The organism is Paenibacillus sp. BIC5C1 (assembly GCF_032399705.1).
In the GTDB taxonomy this organism is placed as follows: Bacteria; Bacillota; Bacilli; order Paenibacillales; family Paenibacillaceae; genus Paenibacillus; species Paenibacillus taichungensis_A.
Genome location: NZ_CP135922.1, coordinates 2,797,696 through 2,817,388 on the forward strand (window position 1 = coordinate 2,797,696; position 19,693 = coordinate 2,817,388).

17 protein-coding genes are annotated in these 19,693 nt (G+C 47.6%); 10 read left to right on the forward strand and 7 right to left on the reverse strand.

From position 1 onward, the window contains the following. The first annotated feature begins 117 nt into the window (after nucleotides 1–117). Together RS891_RS12900 and RS891_RS12905 are read left to right on the forward strand one after the other, a co-directional pair. A complete protein-coding gene (locus tag RS891_RS12900) occupies nucleotides 118–864 on the forward strand; it encodes a GTP pyrophosphokinase (RefSeq protein ID WP_113052852.1) in 747 nt (248 codons plus the stop codon). 41 nt (nucleotides 865–905) lie between these two features. Then, a complete protein-coding gene (locus RS891_RS12905; RefSeq protein WP_113052395.1) occupies nucleotides 906–2,147 on the forward strand; it encodes a multidrug effflux MFS transporter in 1,242 nt (413 codons plus the stop codon). Nucleotides 2,148–2,279: 132 nt separating this feature from the next. Here the strand turns inward: RS891_RS12905 and RS891_RS12910 are convergent, their stop codons facing one another. After that, entirely contained in the window at nucleotides 2,280–2,882 is a 603-nt protein-coding gene (locus RS891_RS12910) for a hypothetical protein (protein WP_113052394.1), read from the reverse strand. A 260-nt stretch (nucleotides 2,883–3,142) separates the two neighbouring features. On the opposite strand from RS891_RS12910, the gene RS891_RS12915 reads away from it, so the two are divergent. From RS891_RS12915 to RS891_RS12940, 6 genes are all read left to right on the forward strand, one after another. Continuing rightward, nucleotides 3,143–4,138 (forward strand): iron-hydroxamate ABC transporter substrate-binding protein, encoded by a 996-nt coding sequence (locus RS891_RS12915; protein ID WP_258530575.1) that lies wholly within the window; start codon nucleotides 3,143–3,145, stop codon nucleotides 4,136–4,138. Between the two features lie 154 nt (nucleotides 4,139–4,292). Continuing rightward, entirely contained in the window at nucleotides 4,293–4,913 is a 621-nt protein-coding gene (locus RS891_RS12920; RefSeq protein WP_397386947.1) for a flavin reductase family protein, read from the forward strand. A 213-nt stretch (nucleotides 4,914–5,126) separates the two neighbouring features. Beyond that, a complete protein-coding gene (locus tag RS891_RS12925) occupies nucleotides 5,127–6,284 on the forward strand; it encodes a type III polyketide synthase (RefSeq protein WP_315795490.1) in 1,158 nt (385 codons plus the stop codon). Nucleotides 6,285–6,325: 41 nt separating this feature from the next. Then, on the forward strand, nucleotides 6,326–8,587 hold the full coding sequence (locus RS891_RS12930) for an MMPL family transporter (protein ID WP_315795491.1): 2,262 nt from the start codon (nucleotides 6,326–6,328) through the stop codon (nucleotides 8,585–8,587). Between the two features lie 218 nt (nucleotides 8,588–8,805). Continuing rightward, nucleotides 8,806–9,825 carry an alpha/beta hydrolase family protein gene (locus RS891_RS12935; RefSeq protein ID WP_315795492.1) on the forward strand — a complete coding sequence of 340 codons (1,020 nt, stop codon included), beginning with the start codon at nucleotides 8,806–8,808 and terminating at the stop codon, nucleotides 9,823–9,825. 42 nt (nucleotides 9,826–9,867) lie between these two features. After that, complete coding sequence (locus RS891_RS12940) at nucleotides 9,868–11,040, forward strand: rhamnogalacturonan acetylesterase (RefSeq protein WP_315795493.1); 1,173 nt, start codon at nucleotides 9,868–9,870, stop codon at nucleotides 11,038–11,040. A 137-nt stretch (nucleotides 11,041–11,177) separates the two neighbouring features. Here RS891_RS12940 and mnhG read toward each other — a convergent pair whose 3' ends face one another. From mnhG to RS891_RS12970, 6 genes are read right to left on the reverse strand one after another with little or no spacing between them, the layout of a single operon-like run. Beyond that, on the reverse strand, nucleotides 11,178–11,570 hold the full coding sequence (gene mnhG / locus RS891_RS12945; RefSeq protein ID WP_113052387.1) for a monovalent cation/H(+) antiporter subunit G: 393 nt from the start codon (nucleotides 11,568–11,570) through the stop codon (nucleotides 11,178–11,180). Beyond that, nucleotides 11,554–11,838, reverse strand: coding sequence for a Na(+)/H(+) antiporter subunit F1 (locus tag RS891_RS12950; protein WP_053782045.1), 285 nt, complete (start codon nucleotides 11,836–11,838; stop codon nucleotides 11,554–11,556). The genes mnhG and RS891_RS12950 overlap by 17 nt, the downstream gene beginning before the upstream one ends. Then, nucleotides 11,838–12,314 carry a Na+/H+ antiporter subunit E gene (locus RS891_RS12955; protein ID WP_113052386.1) on the reverse strand — a complete coding sequence of 159 codons (477 nt, stop codon included), beginning with the start codon at nucleotides 12,312–12,314 and terminating at the stop codon, nucleotides 11,838–11,840. Before RS891_RS12955 ends, RS891_RS12950 begins: the two co-directional genes overlap by 1 nt. Nucleotides 12,315–12,320: 6 nt before the next feature. After that, nucleotides 12,321–13,799, reverse strand: coding sequence for a Na+/H+ antiporter subunit D (locus RS891_RS12960; protein ID WP_113052385.1), 1,479 nt, complete (start codon nucleotides 13,797–13,799; stop codon nucleotides 12,321–12,323). Further along, complete coding sequence (locus tag RS891_RS12965) at nucleotides 13,792–14,130, reverse strand: Na(+)/H(+) antiporter subunit C (RefSeq protein WP_024631879.1); 339 nt, start codon at nucleotides 14,128–14,130, stop codon at nucleotides 13,792–13,794. The genes RS891_RS12960 and RS891_RS12965 overlap by 8 nt, the downstream gene beginning before the upstream one ends. Before the next feature lies 1 nt (nucleotide 14,131). Then, the gene (locus tag RS891_RS12970) at nucleotides 14,132–17,086 is read right to left on the reverse strand and encodes a Na+/H+ antiporter subunit A (protein WP_113052851.1); all 2,955 of its coding nucleotides are present in this window, start codon (nucleotides 17,084–17,086) and stop codon (nucleotides 14,132–14,134) included. A 303-nt stretch (nucleotides 17,087–17,389) separates the two neighbouring features. Between RS891_RS12970 and RS891_RS12975 the strand changes: the two genes are divergently transcribed. Then, on the forward strand, nucleotides 17,390–19,036 hold the full coding sequence (locus tag RS891_RS12975) for a sensor domain-containing diguanylate cyclase (protein ID WP_113052384.1): 1,647 nt from the start codon (nucleotides 17,390–17,392) through the stop codon (nucleotides 19,034–19,036). A gap of 51 nt (nucleotides 19,037–19,087) precedes the next feature. After that, a complete protein-coding gene (locus RS891_RS12980) occupies nucleotides 19,088–19,609 on the forward strand; it encodes a hypothetical protein (RefSeq protein ID WP_113052383.1) in 522 nt (173 codons plus the stop codon). Nucleotides 19,610–19,693 lie beyond the last annotated feature (84 nt).

The following is a 19,693-nucleotide window of genomic DNA, read 5'->3' on the forward strand; positions in this document are numbered from 1 at the left end:
AAATTCGTTTATTGGCTCCATATGATTTATAATGGTTCAGGAGACATGTGAATTGACCGATGTCCTCTTATTTATAAAACTAACTTTAGTGTGCACGAAGAAAGGAAGAAAATTATGATGAACGCTCCACATCCGATTGATCAATTCAAGAAATTTAAATATGAAATTACGAGATTTATGATGATCTATAAATTTGCTTTGGATCAAATGGAGACCAAAATTGAGGTGCTGAAGGAAGAATTTCAGTCCCTGCATGATTACAGCCCGATCGAACATACGAAATCCAGATTAAAGTCACCTGAGAGCATTATGAACAAGATGTTTCGTAAAAATCATGAGTTAACCTTTGAAAGTATCAAGGAAAATATTAAGGATATCGCCGGTGTACGTATTACCTGCTCCTTTATCTCCGATATCTATCGCATTAAAGATATGCTTTGCAACCAAAGTGACCTGCGCGTGTTGGAAGTGAAAGATTATATCCAAAATCCGAAGCCAAACGGTTACCAAAGCCTTCATCTTCTGGTTGAGGTGCCTGTTTACATGTCTAATGGAGAAGAACGGGCATGTGTGGAAATCCAGATTCGTACCATTGCGATGGATTTCTGGGCGAGTCTTGAGCATAAAATCTTTTATAAATATAATAAGGATGTTCCCGAACGTTTAACAAAAGAACTGAAAAGTGCAGCAGACTCTGCAAACGCATTGGATCAGCAAATGGAAAGACTTCACCGGGAGATTCAGGAGATCAAGGACGCCGAGAACGAGCGTGATGAAGAGGAACTGCGCCGTATTATCATTAACAATCAACAGTTCACACTACCTTCCAACCTGCTCAAGCTGTTAGGAAACGGGGAACAATAAGGAAACGTGAACTACCGCAGGGAAAGGAATATGTTATTCATATGAAAAGTACACCAGCTTCATTAAGCACCAATTCTACATCCCGTGTACGTATGGCATTGATTCTGGGGACACTTTCGGCCTTTGGCCCGCTGTCCCTGGATATGTATTTGCCGGCACTACCCACACTGGCCGATGAGTTCCAGTCATCCACTTCTTATGCGCAGCTTAGTCTAACGGCATGTATGGTCGGACTGGCGGCAGGGCAGCTGCTGGCAGGACCCTTAAGTGATGTGCGTGGTCGTCGTACACCGCTTATTGCGGGCCTTATACTTTATACGATTGCTTCCATACTCTGCCTGGTCAGCCCAACGATGGGCTCCTTTGTTGTGCTGCGTTTCATTCAGGGTGCAGCAGGAGCTGCGGGAATAGTCATCTCGCGCGCGGTGGTGAGGGATGTGTATTCCGGTCCGGAACTTACACGTTTCTTCTCCCTCTTAATGCTGATTAATGGGGTCGCTCCGATTGCTGCACCAATTATAGGCGGGCAATTGCTTGCGTATACATCGTGGCGTGGCGTATTTATTTTGCTGAGTATCATCGGTATTTTGACTTTAGTTGCTGTTGTGGTTGGTCTAGGGGAGACACTGCCTACAGAACGACGATCCAGCGGAGGACTGAAGCAGACGCTGATTACATTCCGCAAAATCGCAGGGGATCGCCTGTTCATGGGATACGCTTTAACCCAAGGTTTTGTATCTGCTGGCATGTTTGCCTACATATCAGGTTCACCATTTGTGCTTCAGAAGATATATGGTATCTCCCCGCAAATGTTCAGTCTGTGCTTCGCCATTAACGGTCTCGGTATCATATTAGCTAGTCAGATTGCCGGAAGACTAGCAGGTAAAGTATCTGAAACCCGTCTACTAATCGCAGGCCTGTTAACAGCCGCTCTGGGAGGAACATCCCTGCTCATCGCCATTCTCGCGGGAGGTAATCTGATTTCGGTCCTGATCCCGTTATTTCTCGTGGTATCCAGTGTGGGGCTGGTCAATACGGCTTCCTTCGCGCTGGCGATGGCCAATCAGGAGAAATCAGCAGGCAGTGCATCAGCACTTATTGGAGTGATGACGTTCCTGTTCGGCGGTATTGTCGCTCCGCTTGTAGGTCTTGGAGGAGAAGGCACAGCTGTACCAATGGGCATTGTAATCGCTTGTGCGGATCTTGGTGCACTGCTGATTTACGTTGTTATGGTAGGCAAAGGCAAGAGAGGGCAACGTCAGGGTAAACAGCGGTTGGCGTGAATTGTGTTTGCGTGGTTGCACTGACTAGAAAAATGAATTGCCGACAATAAAGAATATTTTGACTATAAAAAGCGCTCCAATTGGAAGGCACGTTCCTTCAACTGGGGCGCTTGTTCTATGTCTGAACGTGCTTTAGCAGAGAGCAAACAAAATCTGTGTATTAAGCAGGATACCTGGAGTAAGGAACGGATAGAAGTAACCGATGACAAAACCGAACAGATTGGTGGAAGGCCACATTAAGTAAACGTCATTGTATGTGAATACAAGTGACCAGCGGTTATAACAGAAATTTTGCAGTACACGCTGCTCGGGATCACGAGGTGTTGCTACTCCTGATTGGGCAAACTGTACAGCTTGGGTCAGATTTTGTGGCTGTTGCTGGATAAATAGCGGTAGAAGGCCGGGGCTGCTTTTAATCAGGTTATACAGGAAAACCATCTCTGCAGGGGGTTGACCAACTGGACGAGGGTAGGCACTAAGCAAGGTAGGCAGATTGCCCTGTGATAGCTGTGCGGGCACACCCGGTGCCGTACCAGGGACGCCTCCAGGAAAATAAGGAGGTTGGCCACCACTGCCTCCGCCCGGAACACCGGGAATGAAAGGGGGATAGGAACCTGGTGCTCCTGGGAAACCTGGCACTGGCTGACCTCCTGGAGCACCTCCGGGGAATAGGGGTGGCAATTGAAACGAACGATCCTCATCATAACCCGAGTATACGTTATATGGATAATCCATGTACGAACATCCTTCCTGTCGTCGTATTCTGGAATTAGCATATGGCGGCATCCGCCTAAACGTGAATTGTTCGAATGAAGGTGTCTTCGACCTTAAAAGGCAAAAGCTGCATTGACAAGTTCGTTGATAACAATTATCATTGTCAATGGAATTGGACAAAAGTACATACCAGTATTATATGCATCAATAATGTATAAACGTCTAAGTCTGTCATATCAACTCAATCCATTGAGGTGTTTATATTGAAAGGGGATAGTCAAGTGTTTAAGAGAAATAAAAAAATGATCATGCTTCTGATCTCCGTAATGGTCATGTCCATTTGGCTGGCAGCATGCGGATCGAAACCAGCAGAAAACGGTACAGCAGCAGGAGAGAACAACACAACAACGGAGACAGAGACACAGACAGAAGCTCCGACAGAACGTACTTTGACAGATGCAATGGGTCACGAAGTGAAAATTCCTGCAAATCCGGAACGTATCATCGCTTCGTATCTGGAAGATAATCTGGTTACACTCGGCGTTAAGCCAGTTGCCCAATGGTCTGTAGCTAACGGAATCCAGGAGTATCTGCAAAAAGATCTGGACGGCATTCCGACGATTGCCTTCGATCTTCCTTTCGAAGCGGTAACCAGCTTCAACCCTGATCTGATTATTATCGGTTCCGAAAGTGTGGTTGAAGGTGAGAAATACACTCAATACAGCAAGATCGCGCCTACTTATGTACTTGGCGATGAGATCAACAGCGACTGGCGCAAAACCCTGCTGAAAATCGGCGAAATTTTGAATAAAGGCGATCAAGCACAAAAAGCGCTGGATGATTACGAAGTTAAAGCCAAAGAAATCAAGGAAAAAATCAACACGGTTACAGGTGGAACAAAATCGGCAGCGGCCATATGGTTGGTTAGCGGCAAATTCTTCATCGTTAGTGACAATGTGTCCAGTGGTGAAGTGATGTACAAGGAACTGGGACTTGCTGAGCCTGAAGTAGTGAAAGAAATCTCTGCTAATGCGACAGGTAACTGGTCTTCCATCTCGCTGGAAAAATTGGCGGAAATGGATGTAGACTATTTGTTCTTTGTGAATAGTGATGAAGGTACAGGGTCAGAAGCACTGAAAGATCCGGTATGGCAAAGCATCCCGGCAGTAAAAAATGGTAACTTGTTTGAATTTACCCGTTCGAGCAGCTGGTTGTATAGCGGAGTTCAAGCGAACCTTCAAATTATGGAAGACATTCAGAACAGTATTGTAAAATAAAAGAAATCTAATATGAAACTGAATGTGTACACTCCCTGGTGCGATGGGCACCAGGGAGTTTTTTTGTGATTTCAACATTTTACGATATATAATAAATGAAGAAGATCGTGAGAGATAAGTATCGTTTTACGATCACGGAAGGGGATAGATTATGATACATACTTTGGACCCGCTAGAATTGACGGGCAGAGATAACTATAAACTGATGAGTGGTTCGGTGGTACCACGTCCAATCGCTTTTGTGACAACACTTTCTCATGATGGCAGCGTCATTAATGCAGCGCCCTTTAGTTTTTTTAATATAGTCAGCTCTGACCCGCCAATATTATCGATATCCATCGCTCGCAAGGATGGCGTTATGAAAGATACGGCTCGCAATGCGCTTTCCGGGAAAGAACTCGTTGTACATATCTGTGATGAATCGATCGCTCTTGACATGAACGAGACGGCTGCCATGCTGGAGCCCGACGAAAGTGAGCTGGAACGGACAAACCTGACGAATGTACCAAGTACTGTGGTCTCCGTACCAGCAATACAGGAAGCACTCATTCGGATGGAATGTAAGTTGTATCAGCATATTCCGATATCGAACGATGAGGGAAAACCGGTCAGTGATCTGCTTCTGGTTCGTATTGTACAATATCATTTCAGTGAGAACGTGTATGATCCTGCCACCAATTATATATTGATGGATCATCTCAAACCGATCAGCAGGCTGGCCGGGAATGACTATGCCAAACTTGGCGAGAGATTTACGGTGGTCAGGCCGGAGTAAGAGCAGAGCAGGTTGAACAACCTGTTGAAGGAAGGGTAAGGATAAGAGAATAGCAATTATCCTTTAATAAGACGGACAACATGTGCGGAATTCGCATGTGTTGTCCGTCTTTGCGTGTTTCGTGAACATAAAGGGAGCAAGCCTCGAATAGACTTGTACTATATCCTGCACATGTGACATGAACCTATTTTATATATAAGGAGGTTGGAGCCGATGAACCAAGTCGATGGAACTGCATCCGCTGCATGTATCATGGGAATTGGAACGGCATTGCCTGTTCACCGCATTGAGCAAAAAGATGTGTCTGCTCGGCTCGCACAAGCGTTGGAGCATGAGCCGGATTCCAGAAGGTGGGCGAAGCGAATATTTAACCAGTGTGGTGTCGAGACACGATATACATGTGAACCGAATCTGCTGGAGCCAGTAGAGTCTTGCCGTTATCTGCCCTTTACCCAGGCTGAGAACGTTCCGACCACAGTCGAACGTATGGGCAAATATAAGGAAGCAGCCGTTCCGCTTGGAATTCAGGCAGCACGTCAGGCACTCGAGGATGCCGTCATTTCGACCTCGGAGATTACACATCTCATCACCGTCAGTTGCACTGGGCAATTCCTGCCCGGTCTCGATGTTCGGCTGATTCAGCAGCTTGAACTATCGCAGCGTATTAACCGGATTCCGCTTGTATTCCAGGGTTGTGCTGCCGGTCTGAAAGCTGTACAGTTGGCGAATTCAATTGTGACGAGTGACAAGGATGCTATGGTTCTTATCGTATGTGTGGAGCTGTGCACTCTTCATTTTCAACCGTCCGCCAAGCGGGATGATCTGTTCGCAGCGTCCTTCTTCGGAGATGGCGCATCTGCCTGTGTAGTGGGTCTCTCCGGATTAGGACGCAAAGAACTGTTCAGATTGGGAGCCGGGCATTCCGTGTTGCTTCCAGACTGTTCGGAAGAGATGATCTGGGAGGTGGGCAATACCGGCTTCGATCTGTATCTCTCGCCACAGATCCCGAAACTGCTGGGCTTGCATCTTGGTCCAGAGGTTGAACGACTGCTGAACGGCAGTGAGCTACCAGAGATCTGGGCGATCCACCCTGGAGGCAGAGGTATCGTTGATGCGGTACAGAAGCTGTACCAGCTTTCAGATGAACAGGTCGCATACAGCCGAAACGTTTTACGGGATTATGGAAATCTATCCTCTGTGACGATTTTGTTTGTTTTGCAAGCCATCCGCGATGATTATCGTAATAGGGAAGAAGCTTCCAGCGGAATCGCCCTTGCATTTGGACCGGGCCTGACGGCGGAATTGCTTCCTTTTACTTATGTTCCTGCATCCATTGAAGAAAGAGAACCAGTGAATCAAGGCGCAATGTAAAAGAAAAGGAAATACCAATCTGATATCAGAGGAGCTTGGGTATGGGTTATCGCAGCCTTGCTGTCCTCATTAGCCGATATCCGCGGTTCATCATTCTCTGCTGGGTGTTTGTCATCGGGATGTCAGCCGTCTGGGCTTGGAAATTGCCTGGTATTGTTCAGGATCATGGGTTGAACTTGAATCAGGGAGATGCTCATGCTGTAGAGCTTATTCTGGAGAAAGAGTTCCATGTTCCTGCTGATCCGGTTATTCTTCTATTTGAAAAAAAGACAGGCACTACCCCCGCCGAATTCCGGGGCTGGATTAAAGATCGTCTGCAGCAAGTGAGTAAACTGTCAGGTGTAACGTCCATACTCTCTCCTCTTGAAGCACGTGGAAGCCGGATGCTGCGGGGGAATGTGGCCTATGCTCTGCTAGCGTTTGATGTACCGCCTCACAAGATGGGGCCGCCGCTTGAACAGCTGCGTTCTGTGCTTACAACAGACGGTCCTGGAACGATCCAAATAACAGGGAAATCCGTTGTACAGCAGGATGTAAATCGTCTCAGTTTTCGCGATTTGGAACGGGCAGAGGTTGTGGGATTGCCACTTGCCTTCGTCATTTTGTGTTTTGCATTCAGAGGTATTTATGCAGCGCTGATTGCAGTTGTTATGGGAGTATCCGGCGTCATAACGGCAATGGGAGTTACATCCCTGATGGGTTACCATCTGGCGCTCTCCAACTTTGTGATCAACGTGATTCCGATGGTGGGAATGGCGCTCAGCATAGACTTTGCCCTGATTATTCTCAGCAGATACAGGGAAGAACTCCAGCGAGTTCAGAATATTGAAGAAACAGGTTGGGGCAACGAAGAGGTTCTCCAGAGAATGCTGCGTACAGCGGGAAGAGCCGTATTCTTTTCTGTGGCTTGTGTGCTGTTAGGACTGCTTGGTCTACTATGGATTAGATTGCCGATGTTTCTGAGTGTATCCCTTGGAGCCATTATCGTGCTCGTCATATCGGTCCTGCTGAATATAACACTGCTGCCAGCCATTCTATCGCTCTATTCTGTGCGAATCTTTAGACAACGATCTGGGCATTTCATATCTTCAAAACAGGAACAGTATCAACAATCGTTGCCGTCACGTTCGATCTGGTCATTCTGGTCAGGCATGATTATGAAACGGCCGGTCCGGATGGCGCTGCTTGGAACGGGTGCGCTGCTTCTCTTTGTTCTACCGGTTGCCCGGTTAGAGATTGCCATCCCGGATGCTTCTTCCTTGCCTGGCAGAATGGAGTCTCGCCAAGCGACTGAGCAGATCCAGAGCATTTTTGGACAAAAGAACGTCTCTGCTGTAGAGATTGTAATTGGTGGAACGGGAGAGCCGTTGACCACATACCATTGGCGAATGGCATTGAGTAAAATGCGAGAGCTTCAACAGGATTCGAATGTAGTGGCTGTTGAATCTGCATGGGGGATCATGCTGCCGGACAAGCTCTCAGGCCAAGCTCAAACTCATATCAAATCACAAATGAACATTCCATCACCTTCTTTGCGTGAAGTGCGGAAAGAAACCCAATCTCAGCAGCCTGCATGGCTGCGCTCATATGTGTCCGACCATTCCATTCGTATGATGGCTACCATCCACGGAGCACCGGGCTCCGATGAGGCTGCTTCCTGGCTCGAAAAGATGAGGGAAAAGGACATCGCTAACGCCATGTCTTTCATACCCCTGCGTTATGGGGGAGAAGCAGCCATGCAGCATGAAATCATGCAAGAAGTTTCTGGACAACTGCCCAAAGTGCTGGTGTTTGTTGTGGTATCGAATTATCTTGTATTGCTCGCAGCATTTCGGTCATTGCTCATTCCGATCAAAGCCATTCTGATGAATCTGCTCAGCTTGGCTGCTTCATTCGGCGTGCTTGTACTGGTCTTCAATCAGGGCCATCTAGGTATGGAGCCAACTGCTATTGCCATTATGATTCCTGTGTTCATTGCCGGGCTTGTCTTCGGTATATCAATGGACTATGGCGTATTTATGCTGACACGCATTCAGGAGGTATACAGACGAACAGGGGATAGTGATCTGGCCGTACAGCAAGGACTGGCTTCAACCGGACGTCTCATTACTTCGGCGGCAGCGATTCTGCTGGCCGTGACTGTACCGTTTGCCTTTGCTGACGTGGCGGGTGTAAAACAGCTGGGAATCGGAATTACAGCGGCGGTGTTCATTGATGTAACCATTATCCGCCTAGTACTGGTACCTGCACTCATGAAACTGATGGGCAGATGGAACTGGTGGTTACCAGGGCACAGGGAATAGAAGGAATAGAAGGCCAGCCAGTAAGAAGGATATTCTCGAAGCCTGAAGATCAGGTATGCGAGGATATCCTTTTTTTCATCAAAATAGTGTGAATTCAGCCCAAAACAGGCAATAATGTTCAATTCACCGACTGTACCGTGATTTATAATAGACAGGACAAGTCCAACATATTTTTACATAAGTCTATCACTTGAAATCCACAGGAGGGATGAACGGTAATGTCGGATATCGAATCTTATCTGCAAAAACAAACAAGCCCGCGTGGACGCTCCGCCTATCAGAGGGGGCAATCTCTTGAGCAATGGCGGAGGCAGTTGCGAGCACGGATTATAGATAGGCTGGGCGGTTTCCCATCCGTGGCGGCGGAACTTAATCCCGTACTGCTTGAACGCACCGCATGTGATAGCTATATCCGGGAACGGGTTGAGATTACGACCTACGCGGGGTTGCGCATGCCGATCTATATGTTGATACCCAAGTCAGTAAGCGCTACCAAAGAATCACGCCCAGCCATTTTAGCCTGCCATGGACACGGGTATGGCAGCAGGGAGATTTCTGGCATGGAGCCCGACGGTTCACCGCGTAAAGGAGAGCCTGGCTTGCATAAAGACTTTGCGGTCGCCCTTGTACAGCGTGGATATGTGGTTGCGGCTCCAGAATTGCTTGGATTTGGTGACCGAAGGTTGGAGGAGGATCGGAATGCACCACCCGGCGTAAGCTCCTGTACCAAAATTGCCACCCATCTGCTCATGACAGGGCAGACTCTTGCTGGGCACCGAATCTATGAAACGATGCGTGTGCTGGATTATGTAAGCACACGTCCTGAAGCTGATCCAACACGCATCGGCAGCATGGGCATCTCGGGTGGCGGACTCGTGACGGCATTCACTGCTGCGCTGGATGAACGGTGCCGTGCGGCTGTCGTGAGCGGTTACACAAGTACCTTCCAGGGCAGCATATTAGACAGAAATCATTGCCTCGACAATTATATCCCAGGAATTCTGAGAGAAGCAGAGCTGCCAGATATCATAGGTCTGATCGCACCTAGGCCGCTATTTATTGAAGCCGGAAGTGAAGATCAGGTATTTCCGCTGCCAACAGCAAAAGAAGCCTATGCACGATTGACGGAGATTTATGAACAGGCGGGAGCACAGAAATGGCTCGATGCAGACTTTTTTACAGGTGGCCATGAGATCAGTGGAGCGAAAGCCTATGACTGGCTGGATAACGTTCTGTAAGGCAATCATATATAAATGAACCTTTGAGAGGAGAGTTTAGTTATGAAATGGTCAAAATCCGTGCGGTATTTGCTCTGTCTAACCCTGTTTACTAGTCTGATTGGAGGTGCTCTGACAGCTAATGGAGGACAGGTCGCCCAAGCTGCGGCGAATGAGTACAAATTTGACTTTGGTGCGGGTGCAGTTGAGAACGGTTACACAGGTGTGTCGGCAACGGAGGCCTACACCTCAGCGAAAGGTTATGGATTCAATACACCTGCTAATATGCGTAATGTCACCGCCTCAGGAACAGGTGTTGCAAGCGATGCCGTACAGTTTGTCACCTTTGGAACGAAAAGTTCGAATACGTTTAATGTGGATCTGTCCAACGGTCTTTACGAGGTTAAGGTGGTCCTGGGCAATACAGCCAGATCGAGTGTGGCGGCAGAAGGCGTATACCAGATCATCAATATGACGGGGAACGGGGCGACCGATCAATTTCAAATTCCGGTGACGGATGGACAGTTAAATCTCTTGGTTACGGAAGGGAAAGAAGGGACAGCATTTACACTAAGCGCACTTGAAATCCGAAAAATATCAAATCAGACCGTGACGAATCGTACAATCTATATTGGCGGCGATTCGACGGTCTGCAATTACTATCCGCTCAGCAGCAGTGTACAGGGTGGGTGGGGACAGCTATTTCCTTCCTACGTGAATACGAGTACGTTTCAGGTTCGCAATATGGCCTCTAGTGGTCAATTTGCAAGAGGTTTCCGCGATGATGGTCAAATGGAAGCGATTCTGAAGTATATTAAGCCGGGAGACTACTTCATTTTGCAATTAGGGATTAATGATACCAATGCCAAGAACAATACAACCGAAGCAGAGTTCAAGGAGATCATGCGTGACATGGTCCGTCAGGCAAAAAATAAAGGAGCCACAGTCGTTCTATCGACGCCGCAGGGTCGGGCAACTGATTTCAACTCAGCCAATGTGCATACTGCGGAAAATCGCTGGTACAATGCATCTACACGTGCGCTCGCTCAGGAAGAGGGCGTAACACTTGTAGAACTGAACAAACTCAGTTCCGCCTATTTCACGTCCATAGGACCGGCTGCAACACTGGCCTTGTATATGACGGGAGACACGCTTCATCCGAATCGTGAAGGGGCTGCCCAGCTTGCACGAATTGTTGCGGCTGATCTGAGAAGGCAGGGACTGAATGGATTTTGATCCGGTTAAAATATAACTTCGTTCCGCTGCTCCACAAACATAGATTGGAATAAGCTGAATCGTATAGTCAAAAACACCCCCGGGACAGCCAAGTAATATACGGCATGCCTGGGGGTGTTTGATTGTAAACCAAGTGACTATTCCATCATATCCTTGGCTTCATGGTTGACCTTTTTACCTTTCAAGAGTGGTTCAAGTTCATCCTGTACACTCTGTTCCCACAAGGGTACATCTGTGCGATAGGCAGCCCGTCCGTTCAGATGTCCGGCTACCGGTGCTGTGATAAATACAAATACAATGCCAAGTAATACCCGAGCACTGATATAGTTATCGTAATACCAGAAGAAAAGAAACGTTCCACTCAGTACACAAAGTACGCCGAGTGTAGTGCTTTTGGTGGCGGCATGTGCCCGTAAGTATACATCTGGCAGTCGGATCAGTCCGAATGCGCTAAATGCACTCAGTAAGGCTCCCAGCAAGACAATGAGTCCAATGACAATTCCGGCGGTTCCATCAACGATCTCCTTCATTTTTGAATACCGCCCCTCGTTCAATGTATCGTGCAAATGCAACTGTGCTTAGAAAAGCGAGAATGCCAATCAACAGAATAATATCCAGATAAGCTTGGGTATGAAGCATCATGGACAGAACAGCAACGATGGCAATAACGTTAATACCGATCGTATCCAGTGCCGTAATCCGGTCGGCCATGGAGGGTCCCCGAAGTACTCGGTACAGACAACCCAGAATGGCCAGGGAGAGAATAAGCAAGGAAATGAACAACAGTGAGGATAACATTATCGTGTCACCTCCATAATGGCTTTTTCGAACGTATTTTTGATATCATCACTCATTTTCTGTTCGTCTTTGATATCCAGTGCGTGAATAAATAGTTTGCGTTGATTCCCTGAAATCTCAAGTGGGAGGGAACCTGGCGTCAGTGAGATGAGCAGACAAAGGAGTGTAACTTCCCAGTCAGAGGACAGTTGTGTCTGGTAGGTAAATATGCCGGGCCGAATATCGAGCTTGGGCTTTACAATCTGGCGAATAACTTCAATACTGGCCCGTACCAGTTCCTTGAAAAGCAAGACAATCAGCTTGATGATCGCCCAGACACGAACGATATAGAAGCGTTGCGGAAAGAACCGTCGCATGCTCCCAATCAGCAGCAGACCCAGCAGAAAACCCGTGAGAAAGCCAACACCATTCCACGCATTATTCAGAAACATCCATACAAAGGCAATGATCAGATTCAGCACAATCTGAAAGGCCATACGCATCTACTCCTTCAACACTGCATCTATATATACATTGGGATGCAGCAGAATGTCGCCTGCGCGGGAGGTCAGTTGGAACATGCCCTCAGCCCCCACACCCATCGCGATGATGAACACAAACAGAATTCCGGCAGGGATGAGCAGGCCGTTCACGGCATAAGGTCTTCTCACTGCGCCTGCCGGCGGTTCACCCCAGAACGCCTGGATGAAGATGCGAAGAACCGAATACAACATCAGCAGGCTGGAAAGGACGGCAATGCCAGTCAGACCGTATAAGCCAGCCTGTAACCCGCCTTCAAATAGCAACAATTTCCCAGGAAATCCACTGAACGGAGGAATACCTGCCAGTGCAAGTGCACTGATGAAGAACATCCAACCAAGCAGTGGGTAGCGGTGGATCAGCCCGCCCATATTGTCGAGTTTGGAGGTGCCTGCGACCGCGATCAGAGCGCCTCCGAGCAGGAATAGCAGTGTTTTGATGAGCATATCATGCAGCATGTAGAAGAGCAGTCCTTCCAGTGACGGACGACTTGCTGCGGCCATGCCGAAGGCTACAAAACCTACCCCTGCGATTACGTTGTAAATTAGTATTTTATTGACGTCACGATATGAAATGGCCCCGATTACCCCGAGTACCATGGTCGCTCCGGCCATCCAGCCGATAAGGGCGTGGAAGAAATCAGGATCATGATAGAAAATCAGTGTGAATGTTCGCACAATGGCATACAGGCCAACTTTGGTCAGCAAACCGGCAAATAGGGCGGTTACCACTGCCGGAGGTGCTGCGTAAGAGCCGGATAACCAGAAGAACAGAAACAGTCCAGCCTTGATACTAAATACGATCAGGAAGAGGACAGCGATCAGGGTAATGACTCCACTCTGTCCAACTTCAGCGATCCGATTGGACAAGTCGGCCATGTTTAATGTGCCGGTAACAGAGTAGAGAAAACCGATAGAGGCAACAAATAGTGCAGAAGAGACAATGTTAATCAAGACATACTTGATCGTTTCTCGTAGTTGTCTTTCCGTACCTCCCAATACAATTAGTGCATAAGAAGAGATAAGCATCAGTTCAAAGCATACAAACAGGTTAAACAGGTCACCGGTAAGAAACGAACCGTTCACCCCTGCAATAAGGAAATGAAAGAACGGGTAAAAATGATGTTCTTCCCGTTCCTTATTTACACTGCGGAAGGCGTAGAGCAGACATGCAAGAGCAATGATCGAAGCGGCCACGACGAGCAAGGCAGATACCATATCTGCAACAAGTACAATGCCGTAAGGCGGTTCCCAGCCTCCCATATTGAGCGTCTGTATCCCGGATTGTGTCACTTGGGTAATCAGCACGGTCGAAGCGGCTGCCGTCAGCAAAAGGCCAATAACACTCACAACCCGCTGGATGCTTACCCGCCGGAAGAATAGAAGGGCTATAACCCCGGTAATCAGTGGCAACAGAATGGGCAGAACAACGAGATTATTCATAAGGACGCCCCCTTACTTCTTCCATATCGTCTGTTTTCAGCTTCAGATAGGAACGATAGGAGAGTACAAAGAAAAAGGCGGTTAGTCCGAAATTAATGACAATGGATGTCAATATCAGTGCCTGGGGAAGTGGATCGACATAACGTTCAGCCTGCTCCCCAAGCAGCGGTGGTGCTCCAGTTTTGAGACGGGACATCGTAATCAGCAGCAGATGCACCCCGTGAGTGAGTATGGACATGCCAAGCACGATCCGGAGCAGGCTCCGCGATAAGATTAAAAAGACGGCGACTGCAAACAAAATGCCAACGGCCACACACATCAATATTTCCATATCAGCGATCCTCCCCGATCTGTAGAATGATATTCATGGTGACTCCCAGGACGGCTAGATATACGCCGAGGTCAAACAACATCGCGGTCGCAAGTTCAGTCTCTCCAAGTATTGGAAGATCGAAGTAACCATAGGTCTGACTGAGGAAAGGTACGCCGAACAAAAACGAGCCTGCTCCAGTCAATAAGGCAATGGCCAGCCCGATGGCCGTCAAGGTGCGAAAATCGATAGGTAACGCTTTGCGTACGGTATCTGTACTGAATGCCAGTGCAATTAAAACCAGTCCAGCTGCCGTTACCAAGCCGCCAATGAACCCGCCACCCGGATTATGATGTCCTGCAAAGAACAAATGCAGCGCAAAGGTTAGAATGATAAAGACAACAACCTTGGTTGTCGTTTGCAACAATACATCATTGCTTTGGAGTGGTACGGTATCCCATTTTGATGAGCTGCGTTCACGGTTCCCATACTTTTTCGTATTGTCCGCGTTGTCATCTGTCTCAGCATCGGTTTCTTCAGTCTGTTCTTTCTTGCGGAATTTCAGTCTGGCGCCAAGATCCCTCGCTTCGAGATTCAGATTAATCATGGAGTAGATGGACAATGAAGCGACCCCAAGTACCATAATCTCCAAAAGGGTATCGAAACCACGGAAATCCACCAGCAACACGTTGACGACATTTTTGCCGCCAGCCAGATTGTAACTTTCCTGAATGTAAAAGTCGGAAATGCTCTCCAGTGACGCGGTTCCGCTTGCAGCTAATGCCACAAAGGTCATGACCACACCTACGGCAATGGCAACAATCATATTCACACGAAGATAGCGTCGACTTGATTTGCCCCGTTGCAGTTCAGGCAGATGGTAAAAGCAGAGCAGGAACAGGGCAACGGATACCGTTTCAACAATCATCTGGGTTAATGCCAAATCCGGCGCTCGGAACAGCACGAACAGTAAAGTGACGAGATAACCTACTGCACCTGTCATAATGACTGCGGATAGTCTGTTCTTGGCAAAAGGGATCGAAACCGCTGCTGCAATCAGTGCGACAAGCAGCACTGCTTCATAGAAAGAAAAGGGGGCATTGCCCTTGAAATTCCAGGTGATGTTCTCTCCTGAACGGAAAAAGGCGTAGACCAGCAATGCAACAGTGAACGAGAAAATATATACCAGATAATTACGAACCGAGCCATTCATATAGGCTTCCGTCCATTTACGTGCATAATGCTGGAGATTATCGAGTACGACATGATACATATTGTTTATCGTTAACCCTTGAGGATAGTGCTCGTAAATTGTTCTCCAGCGCGGCAGCAATTTGTACAATGTAATACCGAGGGCGATTACACCGATGGTCATGATTAATTCCGGTGTGAGGCCGTGCCACAGTGAGAAATGAACATCAAAATGCTCATTTCCGGTCAGCAACGATGGAAGTACAGCAGCCATCGCCGGTTCAATTAATGATCCAGACAGCAGATTCGGGAATAGACCAAATAGGATCACAAGAATCCCGAGTATAACCGGAGGAATCAACATGCCGACTGGAGCTTCATGCAGTTTTTCCGCAGGAAGTTCGCTGCGCATGCGGCCAAGGAACGTTTTGAACACAATGATAAGCGCATAGATCAGTGTGAACACACTTGCAAGCCAGGCGAAGACAGGCAAGAGTACACTCCATGAACCGAGTCCAAAGATGCGGAGGTGTGTGACTTCCACCATTGCCTGAAAGAACAGCTCCTTGCTCAGAAATCCGTTAAACGGCGGAATTCCGGCCATGGCGAGTGCTCCGACGAGCGCTACCGTAAAGGTCACAGGCATAAATGAAGCAAGTCCGCCGAGTTTCCTTATATCCCGCGTGCCTGTCTCATGATCCACAATGCCAACGACCATGAACAGTGCCGCCTTGAAGGTAGCGTGATTGAACAGATGAAGCAGTGCTGCCGTAATGGCAACCGTGTACATCGCGGAGGATTCGCCATATCCGAAATAGATGGCTGCCGAGCCAACGCCGAGCAATGACATGATGAGACCAAGCTGTGAGATGGTAGAATAGGCTAGGATCGCCTTAAGGTCATTTTTTTTTACGGCAAGGAATGATCCATAACACAGTGTGAGCAGTCCAACCCCGGTGACGAGCCAGAACCATAATCCCTGTCCACCAAAGATGGGGGTAAACCGGGCTACAACATACAGTCCAGCCTTGACCATGGTCGCCGAGTGCAGATAGGCACTGACGGGTGTTGGAGCTTCCATGGCGTCAGGCAGCCAGATGTGGAACGGGAACTGAGCGGATTTGGTAAAAGCCCCGATCAAAATCAGCACAAGAGCAGGTAAGAATAGTGAACTGTCCTGAATCTGTCCCCATTCCGTAATGGTTGCCCGAATGCTGAATGTGCCAGTCATGAGATACATCAGCATGAATCCAGCAAGCATGGCGAATCCGCCAAATACGGTAATGAGGAACGATTTCTGTGCGCCTGAGGTAGACGCTTTGCGTTTGTAGTGAAAAGCGATCAGGAGAAAGGACGTAATACTGGTCAACTCCCAGAATCCATACAACACAATCATATTATCCGACAGTACCACGCCAAGCATGGCTCCCATAAACATCAGCAGATACAAGTAAAAGCGGTTTAGGGCTTCTTTGGTATCCATGTAGAAAATGGAGTAGAGCACCACCAGTGTTCCTACACCGGTGATTAACAATGTCAACAGCAAACTTAGGCCATCCAGATATAGATTAAATCCAATGTCCAGTGACGGAATCCAGGGGATATACCCGGAAACCATATTCCGCTGAGACACGGCGGGTACGAGGCTCGCAAAATAAACAAATAATAGGGCCGGGATAAGTAAAACCAGCCATCCCATATGTATTTTACGGAAGAAACGATGCAGCATGGCAAGTACAATACCAGCGGCAAAAGGCAGAATCACAGCAACATGAAGCAGGCTCAACATTACACCCCCAATGACTGAATTTCTAATGCTCTTTGTTGTGGCAAACAGGTGCTCATATGGCGCTGTGAGCATGCTTGCTCTCTATATTCATAACCCAAGTATGTATATACAGAATCGTGACTATTCTTTGAATGGAAGAAACACGGTACAAATAACGTCTCCATATTGTATGGATGTGTATAATGAAAAAAGACATTATCTCCGATAAAGATGTAAACGAAGGTGACATCGCGTAGTTCTTAAACAACATGAATGATGTTGAAAAAAGCAAGCTGGTTTCACCGATTATTGGAGGAAGTTATGTCATTCAAGCTTAAAACTGTACTCACCATGACCTTCGCTGTGTTATCCCTGCTGGTTACACTGACGATTGGGTATATTCTTAGTCAAAAATCATCCATTGCTGTGGAGACGGAGATTGGTCATTCCCTCATCAGCACGGCTTCTCAGACATCAGACAAGCTGGATCGCTTCATGTGGTCGCGTTCAGGCGAATTGAATCTTCTGGGTCGAATGATTGCCTTGGAAGACCGTTTTCAGCCTGCCGAAATGCAGATGCTGCTCGATCAGCTCCAAGATAGCTTTCCCACTTTCTCATGGGTTGGATTCATGGATCCAAAAGGAAAAGTGCTGGCTTCCACAGACGGCATATTGCTGAGTGAAAATTTATCCGAACGCCCCGTGTATCAGGAAGGAATTAAGGGTAAATTTATTGGAGATGTCCATGATGCGGTCCTTTTGGCGAAGCTGCTTCCGAACCCGACCGGCGAACCACTGCAATTTGTCGATATTAGCTTTCCTGTGAAATACAAGAACGGAGAGATTGCTGGCGTACTTGCGGCACATTTGAGCTGGGCATGGGCGAAGGAAATGGAGGAAAGTGTCCTGCAACCTTTGAAATATGAGGAAAAGGATATCGAGATGTTTATTGTCAGCCAAAGGGAAAATACGGTGTTGCTTGGTCCCAAAGAATGGATTGGTCTTCCTTTGAAGTTATCTGGCATCGAAGGGGCAAGACTGAACAAAAGCAGCTGGTCCATAGAAGAATGGCCGGATGGAAGAGAATATGTAACCGGGTTTGCGGCTAGCCAGGGGCATCTTGATTATCCCGGACTTGGATGGACTGTGGTTATTCGTCAGCTTAAATCAACAGCCTTTTCTTCCGTGACCGACATGCTCTGGTTCAATGTGTGGGCAGGACTCTCGGTTACGGTGCTATTTGCATTAATTGGCTGGATCATTTCCAGGAAAATCTCGGCTCCGATTGCACGGCTGACTCAAGTGGCGAATCGACTTGGTGCTGGAGAGCAAGTACAGATTCCGGAAAATCGGGGCTTCAGGGAAATTGAAGTGTTGTCGCGTTCCTTGGGAGATATGCTGACTTCCCTAACAAATAAGGACTCGGAACTGGTTATTATGCAGAATCTTGCGCATTATGATCAATTGACCGGTCTGCCCAATCGTACAGCACTCGAACTCTATCTGGAAGAATCATTGGAGATGGAAAGTGAAAATCACACGTTAACGTTCCTTTACCTTGATCTGGATGGATTCAAAAGTGTGAATGATACGCTTGGACATCAGACCGGAGATATTCTGCTGCAAAAAGTAGCTCAGCGTTTGACCAGTCTTCGTCATGACAAGGGAATCACGGTAAGACTTGGCGGAGATGAGTTCCTCATTGTGCTCCGTTCTGTGGGAAGCAACCCAAGAGAAGAAGCTCGTATCTATGCAGAAGATATCATACAGCGCCTGAATAAGCCGTTTATTATTGAATATGAACGAATTCATATTGGATGCAGCATTGGGGGTGCAGAGTATCCCACCAACAGTGGCAATCCAAGTGAAATTATCCGTATGGCAGACGAGGCGCTGTATGAATCGAAACGTGCGGGCAAAAATAGAATGACATTTTATCCAGAATTGAAGAAAACAATTAGAGAATAATATAATATAAAGTAGCAGTAACTGATCCGCATACAGGCAAGGAGCGATGAGATGTCTGGAAAATATACCAATGTACCCTATGGTTATGAACCGCCCCCGGCTACCCGAAAAGGCACGCTGATTTTCTATGATTCATTTGAGCACGTAACGGATGAGCAGCTTGAACGCGCCGCTGCTATTGCAGACACACGTTCCTTTGTGCAACTTGTGCTCTATCCGCTGCATGAGAATACGGTGAAGCGAATGAGCAAGGATGGTGTGCAGCCTTTTTACAAAAGGGAAGACCGTCTTCATGATTGGAGAAGAGAGCATACATCCTTTCGTGTACGGGTGGAAGGCTGGGAGGGCAAGCGAAAGAAGTATACGCCGATCGAAGCGGCCCTTCGTCATATTGCAGAGGAATATCCAGCTCCCCTTTTCCTGTATCTCACGATGGAGATGGCAAATCAGTTTGCATCATTTGACTCGTTCAAGGATTGGATTAAGGAAGTTCGTCTGATTATTGATGGAGAACCTGATAAGCTCCATCCGAGGCTGGAGCAAAATGCCCATCGCTGGGAATGGGCAGAATGAACCGATAAATACGGATTGACGATTAGCAGTCAGTAAAAAAGTAGTACTGTACAGCCGGCTTCCCGGTGAGCAGCACTACTTTTT